The organism is Streptomyces sp. SID5785 (assembly GCF_009870065.1).
Taxonomy (GTDB): domain Bacteria; phylum Actinomycetota; class Actinomycetes; order Streptomycetales; family Streptomycetaceae; genus Streptomyces.
Genome location: NZ_WWIA01000578.1, coordinates 1 through 11,187 on the forward strand (window position 1 = coordinate 1; position 11,187 = coordinate 11,187).

Below are 11,187 nucleotides of genomic sequence, written 5' to 3' on the forward strand. Positions count from 1 at the left end.
TTGCGCACCGCGCTGCGGCACGCGATCGCCGACCGCGACGAGCAGGAGGCGCTCAGCCTCGTCCTCTCGCTCGCCTGGTTCTGGCAGATGCGGGACCTGCGCGCCGAGAGCCGCATCTGGACCAAGGAGGCCACGGAGCTCGGCCCCGACCCGTTCGCGGGGCCCACGCGCCCCGCGCCGCCGCTCCTGCAGCGCTGCACCGACGTCCCGCCGCCGATCGGGGGCGAACTCCTCGAGGAGGCCCGGCGCCAGGCCCACCTGTGCCGGTTCGCCTACATGGACATGGAGATGACCTGGTGGCAGTCGCCGGAGGGCCAGGACCGGCTGCGCGCCATCACCGGCACCTACCGCGCCGACCTGCCGCAGGCCTGCCGCACCCCCGGCAACATCTGGTACTTCGCCGTCGTCATGACCGGGGACATGGAGCGGCTGCACGAGCTCACCGACATCAGCGTCGCCACCTGCCGCGAGCTCGGCTACGACTGGGAACTCGCCCTCATCCTGCAACTGCGCGCCAACCTCCTGGCCAACCGCAGCTCCTGGGCCGCCACCGGGATCACCGACGCCGACGAGGCGATCGAGCTGTTCACCCGGCTCGGTGACGCGTGGGGCGTCGCCGAGGGGCTGTCGGCCCGCGGCGAGGCGCACGAGAAACTCGGCCGCTTCGCCGAGGCGGGCGCCGACTACCGGCGGGCCCGGGAGCTCGCCGAGGACATGGGCGCGCACTCCCAGTCGACGATCCTCCAGGTCCGGCTCGCGCAGGTGCTCATCGAGCAGGGCGACACCGAGGTGGGGGAGCGGATGCTGTGGGAGGCGCTCGAGGCGGGCCGGGGGACGGCGAACGAGGCGCGGCCGATCGCCCGGATGATCCTCGCGAGCCGGCTCGCCGGGAGCGACCGGACCGCCGAGGCGCGGGCCCAGCTCGACCTGCTCCGCGAGGAGTTCGAGGGGCACGAGGTCAGCTTCTTCCACAGCATGACGATCGGCATGGAGGCGATGATCGACGTCACCGAGCGGTGTGCGCAGAGCGCGCTCGCGAAGGCGGTCGAGGCCGCCGCGCTGGCCCGCGACCCGCTGGCCGCCGTGATCATGCCCCATCTGGCGGGCCTGCAGCTGATCACTGCGGCCCGCGCCCTCGTGCTGCGGGGCCGGGCCGGTGACGCCGCCGTGGCGGCGCGGCTGATCGGCGCGGCCGATGCGGCGCTGCCCGAGGGCCACATCCACAGCACCATGGAGCGCACGTGGTGGGGTGAGGCGAAGGCGGAGGCCCGTGCGGCGCTCGGCGACGCGGCGTACGAGCGGGAGTACGCCGAGGGCGGCGGCCTCTCCGTGGGGGAGGCCACCGCCCTGCTGTGACGACGCGTACCGGAAGACGTCCGAGGCGGGCACGGGAGTGCTCGGGACCGCTCGGGACTGCTCAGGACTGCTCAGGACTGCTTCGTGAACTTCCTGATGGCGATCGGTGCCATCACGGCGGTGAGTCCGGCCGTCCAGGCCAGCGTCACCCACAGGCCGTGCCCGACCGGGTGGTTGCCGCCGAGCATCAGGCCGCGGGCCGCGTCGGCGAGACCCGACATCGGGTTGTACTCGGTGAAGTTCTGCAGCCAGCCCGGCATCGAGCCGGTCGGCGCGAAGATCGACGAGCCGAACTGCAGGGGCATCATCACCAGGAAGCCCATCGCCTGGACCGACTGGGCGTTCTTCATGGTCACGCCGAGGACCAGGAAGATCCACATGACGGCGGAGCCGAAGAGCGCCGACAGGCCGACGGCGGCGAGCAGGCCGCCCCAGTGCCCGTTGATGTCGAAGCCGACCAGCAGCGCGACGATCATCAGGACGGTGGACGCGACGAGGAGCCGCAGCAGCTCGACGGAGACCTTCGCGATCAGGACGGAGGCCCGTCCGATGGGCAGGGACCGGAAGCGGTCCATGATGCCCTTGTGGAAGTCCTCGTTGAAGCCGGTGCCGACGCCCTGCGCGATGTTCATGCTCATCATCGCGACCATGCCGGGGATCACGTACTGCACGTAGGCGTCCTGGCCGCCGCCGAGGGCCTGGCCGATGGAGCCGCCGAAGACGTAGACGAACAGCAGCGTGAAGACGACCGGCATGAGCACCGCGTCGAACATCGACTCGGGGTCCTGCTTGATCCACAGCAGGTTGCGGCGGATCAGGGCGCCGGTGTGGCGCAGGTGGCCGCGCAGCCCGATCCGGGGATCGGCGTCGACCTTGATGGTGGGCGCCGCGGCGGGCGTCACGGTGGTGGCGCTCATACGGCGACCTCCTCGAGCTCGGGCCTGACGTCCTGCGGGGCGGACGCCTTCTGGCCGGTGATGGACAGGAAGACCTCGTCCAGGCTGGGCAGTTCGGTGACGATCGAGCCGATCGTGATGCCGCGGGCGGTGACCGCGCCGACGACGGCGGTGAGCTGCTCGTCGCTCAGGATCGGGACGAGGACGGTGCCGGAGTCGGCGTCGACGGTCGTGGTGGCCAGGCCGGTCAGGCCCAGGTCGTCCAGCGCGGCGGCCAGCGGACGCAGCTCCAGCGGGTCGGCCGGGCGGATCCGCAGGGTGCGGCCGCCGACCTTCGCCTTGAGCTCGTCGATGCCGCCGTTCGCGATGACCTTGCCGCGGTCGATGACGGTCAGCTCGGAGGCCAGCTGCTCGGCCTCCTCCATGTACTGGGTGGTGAGCAGGACGGTCACCCCGTCGCGCACCATGCTCTTGACCTCGTCCCACACCTCGTTGCGGGTGCGGGGGTCGAGACCGGTCGTCGGCTCGTCCAGGTACAGGACGTGCGGCCGGCCGATCATGGAGGCGGCCAGGTCGAGGCGGCGGCGCATGCCGCCGGAGTAGGTCTTGGCGGGCCGGGTGGCGGCCTCGGTCAGGGAGAACCGCTCCAGCAGCGCGTCGGCGCGGGCACGGGCCTCCTTGCGGGACAGGTCGAGCAGCCGGCCGATCATGTACAGGTTCTCGCGGCCGGAGATCTTCTCGTCGACCGAGGCGTACTGACCGGTCAGGCCGATCACGCGGCGCAGCTGCCGCGGCTGGTGCACGGCGTCGTAGCCGGCGACGACCGCGGTGCCGGAGTCCGGCACGATCAGGGTGGACAGGCAGCGCACGAGGGTGGTCTTGCCGGCTCCGTTCGGCCCGAGGACACCCATCACGGTGCCCTCGTGCACGTCCAGGTCGACACCGTCCAGGGCCTTGGTCTCGCCGTAGTGCTTGACCAGTCCCCGCACGGACACGGCGACGGCTCGGCCGCCTTCGGGGTTCTTGTCGATTCGCGTCATGTCCCCAACCTGACAGGCGCCACCGACAGACCACCGACATCCGACCGACAGCCGGCGAAGTACACCGACATCTCGCCGATACATCGCTTGCGGCCACCGGCGGGCGCCGCGTCGGGCGCCGCGCCCCGGCGGACAGCGCGCAGCCCGTCGACGGGGGAAGATCGACGGGCTGCGGTGGTGCCGCTGTGGCTCGGGGTGGTCACACGGCGCGGGGCGTCAGTGGACGGAGTGCTCCTCCTGAGGGAACGTTCCGCCGATCACGTCCTCCGCAAACGCCTTCGCCGCGCCGGACATGACCGACCGCAGGTCCGCGTACTGCTTCACGAAGCGCGGCATCCTGCCTCCGGTCAGACCGAGCGCGTCCGTCCAGACCAGGACCTGGGCGTCCGTCTCGGGGCCCGCGCCGATGCCGACGGTCGGGATGTGCAGCATCCGCGTGACCTCGGCCGCCAGCTCCGCGGGCACCAACTCCAGGACGACGGCGAACGCACCGGCGTCCTGCACGGCCTTCGCGTCGCGCAGCAGCTGCTGCGCCGCCTCCTCGCCGCGGCCCTGCACCCGGTACCCCTGGGTGTTCACCGACTGCGGGGTCAGGCCGATGTGCGCCATGACCGGGATGCCGGCCTCGACGAGCAGCTTGATCTGGGCGTGGCTGCGCTCGCCGCCCTCCAGCTTGACCGCGCCGACGCCCGCCTCCTTGACCAGCTGCATCGCGGAGCGCAGGGCCTGCGTCGGGCTCTCCTGGTACGAGCCGAAGGGCAGGTCGCCGACGATGAGCGCGCGCGAGGTGCCGCGCACGACCGCCGCGGAGAGCATGGTGAGCTGATCGAGGGTGACGGGGACCGTCGTCTCGTAGCCGAGGTGACAGTTGCCCGCGGAGTCGCCGACGAGCATCACGGGGATGCCCGCCTCGTCGAACACGGACGCCGTCATCGCGTCGTACGCGGTGAGCATGGGCCACTTCTCGCCGCGCTCCTTGGCGAGGGTGATGTCCCGTACGGTGATGCGCCGGGTGCCCTTGCCCCCGTACAGCGCCTTGGGATTGCTGCTGTCGGCGGAGGGCTGCGCCGGGGCAGCCTGAACGTGTTGCGTCATCGCAACGGCTCCTTCAATTCGTCTCGAGGCGCCCTCACGGCGTCCCCGGATCCCTTCCATGGTGGCACCGCGTGCAGCCCGAGCGCCAGAGCACGCGTCACCGGTAAAGCCTCGGTAAGGGATCGCCTCCCCCTTTCAATACGAGACGGTCCCGTATCGAAATAGGGCTAGGGTCGTACACATGACCACTCCAGCCGCCCCCGCGGCCTCGCGCATACCCGAGGCCGTGCACCGCCGTCGCTGGGCCATCCTCGGCGTGCTCATGCTGAGCCTGCTGATCGTCGTCCTCGACAACTCCATCCTGAACGTCGCGATCAAGACGATCTCGACCCCCGCACCCACCGGCCTCGGCGCGACGCAGAGCGAGCTCGAGTGGGCCATCAACTCCTACACGCTGGTCTTCGCCGGTCTGCTGTTCACCGCGGGCCTGCTCGGTGACCGGATCGGCCGCAAGAAGGTGCTCATCGGCGGCCTCGTCGTCTTCGGCGTGGGTTCCGCGCTCGCCGCCGAGTCCGGCTCGCCGGTCCAGCTCGTCGCCTTCCGCGCGATCATGGGCCTCGGCGCCGCGTTCGTCATGCCGGCCACCCTCGCCGTCCTCATGAACGTCTTCGAGCGCGAGGAGCAGCCCAAGGCCATCGGCATCTGGGCGGGCGGCGTCGGCCTCGCCATCGCCATCGGCCCGATCACCGGCGGTCTGCTGCTCGACCACTTCTGGTGGGGCTCGGTCTTCCTCGTGAACGTCCCGATCGTGATCATCGCCGTCGTGCTCATGTTCGCGCTCGTGCCCGACTCCCGGGACCCGAAGCCCGGCCGCATCGACCTCGTCGGCGTCCTGCTGTCCATCGTCGGCCTCGTGCTGCTCGTCTACGGGATCATCAAGGGCGGCGACGAGGGCGACTTCACCAGCCCGCAGGTGCTCGCCACCATCGTCGCGGGGCTCGTCGTCCTCATCGGCTTCGTGATCCACGAGAAGCGCAGCGACCACCCGTCGATCGACATCGGCTACTTCAGGAACAAGGTGTTCTCGGCCGCCATCGGCGCCATCGCCCTGGTCTTCTTCGCCCTCATGGGCGTCACCTTCTTCTCGGTCTTCTACACCCAGAGCGTGCGCGGCTACTCGCCGCTGCAGACCGGTGCCCTGATGCTGCCGCTCGCCGTGGCCCAGCTGATCTTCGCGCCGCGCGCCCGTCTCGTCGTCGACCGCATCGGGGTGCGCGCCACCACGACGGGCGGCCTCGTGCTCCTCGCCGGCATGCTCGCCGCCTTCACGGCCCTGGACGCGGACACGCCCATCTGGATCCTGGAGATCATCTTCTTCCTGATGGGCACGGGCATGGCCCACGTCATGACGCCCACCAGCGTCGTCATCATGCAGGCCCTGCCGCGCGAGAAGGCCGGCTCGGCGTCCGCGCTGAGCAACACCTTCCGGCAGGTCGGCGGCGCCCTCGGCATCGCCGTCCTCGGCTCCGTGCTCTCGACGGCGTACCGCGGCGGCATCGAGGACAAGCTCGGTCAGCTGCCGCCCGGCCTGCGCGACACGGCCGGCGCCTCCATCGAGGCCACCCTCGGCGTCGCCGAGAAGCTCGGCCCGCGCGGCCAGGCCCTGGTCGGTCCCGCCAACGACGCGTTCCTGCACGCCATGCACGTCACCGCGCTGTGGGGTGCGGCCGTGGCGCTGATCAGCGCCGTCCTGACGGGACTGTTCCTGCCCGGCCGGGCCCCGGCGGCACCGGCCGGACAGAGCGACGCGCAGGAGAAGGTCGGCGCGGGCCGCTGATCCGTGCGGCGCCGGCCGAGCGCGGCTCCGGGGCGGTGCGAGCGGCGGCCGCCGGATCGCTGAGACAATCGCCCCGGAGCCCGGCCGGAGCGCCGGGTTCCGGGGTCGCGGAGGAAGGCGGAGGACGTGGACACGGAGCGGACCGGAGAGCAGGCACGGACGGACCGGGGGTACCGCCTGCGGGGCCCCGGCTGCCCGTCCGGTGCCGCCGGTCCGGGCGAGCAGCCGGCCGCAGCCGGGGCCGCGGGACCCGCGCGCGGCCGTCCGCGCAGCGAGGCCGCCGAACTCGCCATCGTCGAAGGCGTCGTCAACCTCCTGGAACAGGGCGTCCCCCTCGCGGACCTCTCCATCGAGCGCATCGCCCGCACCGCCGGCGTCGGCAAGGCCACCATCTACCGCCGCTGGAGCGGCAAGGAGGAGCTCTTCGTCGACGTCGTCGCCTCCATCGAGGAGCCGGACCCCGAACTGCCCGGCACCTCCCTGCGCGACGACCTCGTCCGCCTCCTGGAACACATGCGCCGCCGCGGCCTCAACCTGCGCACCTCGGCCCTGCTGCACAACGTCATCGTGCAGATGAAGACCCTGCCCAAGCTCTGGGACGCGTACCACGAACTCGTCGTCGAGCCGCGGCGCCGCGCGATGTACGCGGTGCTGCGCCGTGGCGTCGCCGACGGTGAACTCCCCGAGGACACCGACATCGAACTCGCCGGGGACCTCTTCAGCGGGCCCATGCTGCTGCGCACCGTCATGCGCCCCGACGCCCCGCTCGCCGAGGACCTCTCGGTCCGCATCGTCGACTCCGTCCTCGCCGGGATCCGTGCGGACCGGACCGCAAAAGCGCAGGTCCCGCCGGTCGGCTGAATGTGCGGGTTTCGTCACAGAGGCCCCGCTCGACCGGCGTGTCCGGAACCTCGCGCCCCGCGCCGCTCGTCCTCGTCGCCGTACGGACGACAGGACAGCTCCCGCCCCGCGGGGGTGTGACGGAACAGCGAGCCGTCGTCATCGCCTAGGGTGCATCGGGCGGGGACGGCGGGTACAGCAGGCAGTGAGGCGACGACGGCATGGCGCAGGCGTACTACAGCTCGGACGCCCGGGACACCGACCGCAGCGGATCCCGGCTGCGGCGCCTGCCGGGACGACTCCGCCAGGACCGCGGCTACTGGCGCCGGGGCATCGTCCTCGCCGTCCTCGCACTGCTCCTCGCCCTCGTCATGCTGCTCCACGCGCAGATCCCCAACACCATCGGCAACCTGGGCTCGCTCACCGAGACCTTCCTGCCGTGGTTCGGCGTCTTCGTCCCGGTCCTGCTGCTCCTCGGATTCCTGCGGAAGTCCGCGACCGCCGTCATCGCCGTGCTGCTCCCGGTGATCGTCTGGCTGAACCTCTTCGGCGGACTGCTCACCGGCAAGCAGTCCGGCGGCGGCGACCTCACCGTCGCCACCCACAACGTCAACGCCGACAACCCCGACCCGACCCGCACCGCCCACGACGTCGCGGCCTCCGGCGCCCAGATCCTCGCCCTCGAGGAACTCACCACCCAGGCCGTCCCCGTCTACGAGAAGGCGCTCGCGGCCGCCTACCCCTACCACTCGGTCCAGGGCACCGTCGGACTGTGGAGCAAGTACCCGCTGAGCGGCACCAAGCCCGTCGACATCAAGCTCGGCTGGACCCGCGCCCTGCGCTCCACCGTCGCCACGCCGCACGGCGAGGTCGCCGTGTACGTCGCCCATCTGCCCTCGGTGCGGGTCAAGCTCGACTCCGGGTTCACCGCCAGCCAGCGCGACGAGAGCGCCGACGCGCTCGGCACCGCCATCGCGGGCGAACCGGTGCGCCGCGTCGTCCTGCTCGGCGACCTCAACGGCACGATGAACGACCGCGCGCTCAACGGGGTCACGTCCCAGCTGCGCTCCACCCAGGGCGCCGCGGGCAGCGGCTTCGGCTTCAGCTGGCCGGCCGCGTTCCCCATGGCGCGCATCGACCAGATCCTGGTCCGCGACGTCGAGCCCGTCTCGTCCTGGTCGCTGCCCTCCACCGGGAGCGACCATCTGCCCCTGGCGGCCCGCGTCACCCTGTGACATGACCTGTCGCACGCCGTACACAGGGCTTTAACCTGCAGGAACACCGCCGGGAACAAGAGGCGTGAGAGCATTTGTTCCGGAAGTAAACTTAACGGTTCCGCTCACCGCTCTCTCCCGGGAAGATCTTCATGCCCCTCGCCCTGCTCGCGCTCGCCGTGGGCGCCTTCGGCATCGGCACCACCGAGTTCGTGATGATGGGCCTGCTGCCCGACGTCGCGGACGACCTCCACATCTCGATCCCGTCCGCCGGACACCTCGTCTCCGCGTACGCGCTCGGCGTCGTCATCGGCGCCCCGCTGCTCGCCGCGCTCACCGCGCGCATGCCGCGGCGCCGCGTGCTCATCGGGCTCATGGTCCTCTTCGTCGCGGGCAACGCGGTCTCCGCGCTCGCCCCCGGCGAACACGCCCTGCTCCTCGCCCGCTTCGTCAGCGGCCTGCCGCACGGCGCCTTCTTCGGCGTCGGCGCCGTCGTCGCCACGTCCATGGTGGCGCCCGAACGCAAGGCCCGCTCCGTCTCCCTGATGTTCCTCGGCCTCACCGTCGCCAACGTCGTCGGGGTCCCGGCCGCCACCGCCATGGGCCAACAGCTCGGCTGGCGCGCCACGTTCCTCGCCGTCAGCGCCATCGGGCTCGTCGCCATCGCCGCCCTCGTCGCCCTCGTGCCCGCCGACCACGGACACGGCGAGACCGTCGGGGTCCGCAGCGAACTGCGCGCCCTCACCTCGCTGCCGGTGTGGCTCGCGCTCGGCACGACCGTCGCCGGATTCGGCGCCCTCTTCGCCGCCTACAGCTACGTCACGCCGATGCTCACGGAGGCCGCCGGGTACGCGGCCGGGAGCGTCACCCTGCTGCTCGCCCTGTTCGGCGTCGGGGCGACCGCGGGCAACCTGCTCGGCGGGCGGCTCGCCGACCACTCGCTGCGCGGGACCCTGTTCGGCGGACTCGCCTCGCTCGTCGTCGTGCTCGCCCTGTTCCCCGTACTCATGCAGGCACGCTGGAGCGCGGCGCTCGCCGTGCTGCTGCTCGGTACCGCCGCCTTCGTCACCGGGTCGCCGCTCCAGCTGATGGTGATGGAGAAGGCCGCCGCGGCCCCCTCCCTCGCCTCCTCCGCCAACCAGGCCGCGTTCAACCTCGCCAACGCCGGCGGCGCTTGGATCGGCGGGCTGGCCCTCGGCGCCGGCCTGGGCGTGACCTCACCGGCGCCGGCCGGAGCCGTGCTCGCCGTCCTGGGTTTCGGCGTGGCCGGCGTCGCCCTCGCCGTGGACCGCCGCCGCGGCGCACCCGCCACCGCACCCACCGGCCGCCTGATCGCCTCTCACGTCCCCGGGGAACGGGTCTCCTCGGAGCGCTGAGGGCGGGGACGGCCCCGGCCCGGACGGTCGGTCCGCGCCCGGGCGAGGCCGCCCGGGCCTACGCCCGGTACGCCAGCGTCGTCATCATGCCTGCCTCCGCGTGGTAGACGTTGTGGCAGTGGAGCATCCACAGGCCGGGGTTGTCCGCGTCGAAGTCGGCCGTCACCGTCTCGCCCGGGCGGACGACCGCCGTGTCCTTGCGGGCCCCCAAGGCCCGGCCGGTCAGCGCGAAGGTGTGGCCGTGCAGATGGACCGGGTGCCACATCCGCGTCTCGTTCCGGAACACCAGCCGGACCCGCTCGCCCGCGCGCAGCGGACGACGCTGGTCCGCCGTGTACGGCTTCGCGTCGAACGCCCAGTCGTACCGCTCCATGCTCCCGGTGAGGGACAGCGCCAGCGTGCGGTCCGGCTCGGCCGGGGCCAGGGCCACGGACTCCGCCGGGCGCAGCCGGTCCGCCGTGAGCAGCTCGCCGGTCAGCTCCTTCGGCCGGGCCGCCGGGGACGGGGCCGCGCCCGTGCCCGTCCGCAGCACGGCCAGCGCCGCGGCCTTCTTGCCCTCGGCGAGCGCCGTCAGCGGGAAGACCCCGTCGCCCGCGGTGACCAGTACGTCGTACCGCTCGCCCATGCCGACCAGCAGCGCGTCCGTCCCGGCGTGCCGGACCGGGAAGCCGTCCGTGTGCGTCACCGTCATCCGGTGCCCGCCGAGCGCGACCCGGAAGGCCGTGTCCCCGCCCGCGTTGACGATCCGGAGGCGGATGCGGTCGCCGGGGCGGGCCGCGAACGACGAAGGGGCCGTCGGCGTCCGCCCGTTGACCAGGTAGTGCGGGTACGCCACGTCGCCCGCGTCCCCGCCGAGCAGCTCGCTCGTGGCGCCCATCATCATCCGGGACGGGCCGCCGTCGGTGTCCGGGCCGGTGCCGGGCCCGCTCGCGCCGCTCATCCCGCTCATCCCGCTCATCCCGCTCGTGCTGTGCGTCCCGCTCGTGCCGGGCGTCGCGTCCATCCCCGGCATGTCATGACCGGAGTGACCGGAGTGACCGGAGTCGCCGCCCGTGCCGCCGGAGCCGCCGTGCTCCATCCCGGCGCGCAGCTCCTTCAGCACCGCGTCCGGGGTCGAGCCGTCCACCCCGTCGACCCAGTCGTCCAGGACGACGACCCACTCCTTGTCGTACGACAGGGGCTCCTTGGGGTCGTCCACGATCAGCGGTGCGTACAGCCCCCGGTCCTGCTGGGTGCCCGCGTGCGGGTGGAACCAGTACGTGCCCGGGTGCGCGGCCGTGAAGCGGTACGTGAAGTCGGCGCCGGGGGCGACCGCCTGCTGGGTCAGACCGGGGACGCCGTCCATGTCGTTGCGCAGGGACAGGCCGTGCCAGTGCAGGGACGTGGGCTGCGGCAGATGGTTGGCCAGCGTGACCGAGAGGGTGTCGCCCGCGGTGACGCGGACCTCCTTGCCGGGCAGCTCCCCGCCGTACGACCACGACCTCACGGTGCGGTCGCCCAGGTCGAGCGAGGTGGCGGCCGCGGTCAGGCGGACGGACCGGACCGGTCCCGAGCCGCGCCGGCGCTCCGCGGCCGCGACCTCGGGGCCCGCCG

General features: G+C 72.4%; 8 protein-coding genes and 1 pseudogene. 5 read left to right on the forward strand and 4 right to left on the reverse strand.

The annotated features are described in order from the left end of the window. Positions 1 to 1,356: pseudogene (locus tag GTW43_RS18740) on the forward strand (AfsR family transcriptional regulator); the annotation flags it as partial. 71 nt (positions 1,357 to 1,427) lie between these two features. On the opposite strand, the gene GTW43_RS18745 reads toward GTW43_RS18740, so the two are convergent. From GTW43_RS18745 to panB, 3 genes are all read right to left on the reverse strand, one after another. Next, complete coding sequence (locus tag GTW43_RS18745) at positions 1,428 to 2,273, reverse strand: ABC transporter permease (protein ID WP_161303178.1); 846 nt, start codon at positions 2,271 to 2,273, stop codon at positions 1,428 to 1,430. Next, positions 2,270 to 3,292 carry an ATP-binding cassette domain-containing protein gene (locus GTW43_RS18750; RefSeq protein WP_161303179.1) on the reverse strand — a complete coding sequence of 341 codons (1,023 nt, stop codon included), beginning with the start codon at positions 3,290 to 3,292 and terminating at the stop codon, positions 2,270 to 2,272. The genes GTW43_RS18745 and GTW43_RS18750 overlap by 4 nt, the downstream gene beginning before the upstream one ends. Positions 3,293 to 3,508: 216 nt before the next feature. Then, entirely contained in the window at positions 3,509 to 4,387 is an 879-nt protein-coding gene (panB, locus tag GTW43_RS18755; protein WP_161303180.1) for a 3-methyl-2-oxobutanoate hydroxymethyltransferase, read from the reverse strand. A 181-nt stretch (positions 4,388 to 4,568) separates the two neighbouring features. Between panB and GTW43_RS18760 the strand changes: the two genes are divergently transcribed. The 4 genes from GTW43_RS18760 (at position 4,569) to GTW43_RS18775 (ending at position 9,594) form a co-directional block, all read left to right on the forward strand. After that, positions 4,569 to 6,164, forward strand: coding sequence for a DHA2 family efflux MFS transporter permease subunit (locus GTW43_RS18760; RefSeq protein ID WP_161303181.1), 1,596 nt, complete (start codon positions 4,569 to 4,571; stop codon positions 6,162 to 6,164). Between the two features lie 177 nt (positions 6,165 to 6,341). Further along, positions 6,342 to 7,025 (forward strand): TetR/AcrR family transcriptional regulator, encoded by a 684-nt coding sequence (locus tag GTW43_RS18765; RefSeq protein WP_161303185.1) that lies wholly within the window; start codon positions 6,342 to 6,344, stop codon positions 7,023 to 7,025. A gap of 200 nt (positions 7,026 to 7,225) precedes the next feature. Next, positions 7,226 to 8,239, forward strand: coding sequence for an endonuclease/exonuclease/phosphatase family protein (locus tag GTW43_RS18770; RefSeq protein WP_161303182.1), 1,014 nt, complete (start codon positions 7,226 to 7,228; stop codon positions 8,237 to 8,239). Positions 8,240 to 8,370: 131 nt separating this feature from the next. Further along, entirely contained in the window at positions 8,371 to 9,594 is a 1,224-nt protein-coding gene (locus GTW43_RS18775) for an MFS transporter (RefSeq protein ID WP_161303183.1), read from the forward strand. Between the two features lie 58 nt (positions 9,595 to 9,652). Here the strand turns inward: GTW43_RS18775 and GTW43_RS18780 are convergent. After that, on the reverse strand, positions 9,653 to 11,187 hold a 1,535-nt coding region (locus GTW43_RS18780), incomplete at its 5' end, for a multicopper oxidase family protein (RefSeq protein ID WP_161303184.1).

Coding starts and splice junctions, on each gene's coding strand:
- GTW43_RS18745 (WP_161303178.1), bottom strand. CDS start 2,273: ATGAGCGCCACCACCGTGACGCCCGCCGCGGCGCCCACCATCAAGGTC.
- GTW43_RS18750 (WP_161303179.1), bottom strand. CDS start 3,292: ATGACGCGAATCGACAAGAACCCCGAAGGCGGCCGAGCCGTCGCCGTG.
- panB (WP_161303180.1), bottom strand. CDS start 4,387: ATGACGCAACACGTTCAGGCTGCCCCGGCGCAGCCCTCCGCCGACAGC.
- GTW43_RS18760 (WP_161303181.1), top strand. CDS start 4,569: ATGACCACTCCAGCCGCCCCCGCGGCCTCGCGCATACCCGAGGCCGTG.
- GTW43_RS18770 (WP_161303182.1), top strand. CDS start 7,226: ATGGCGCAGGCGTACTACAGCTCGGACGCCCGGGACACCGACCGCAGC.
- GTW43_RS18775 (WP_161303183.1), top strand. CDS start 8,371: ATGCCCCTCGCCCTGCTCGCGCTCGCCGTGGGCGCCTTCGGCATCGGC.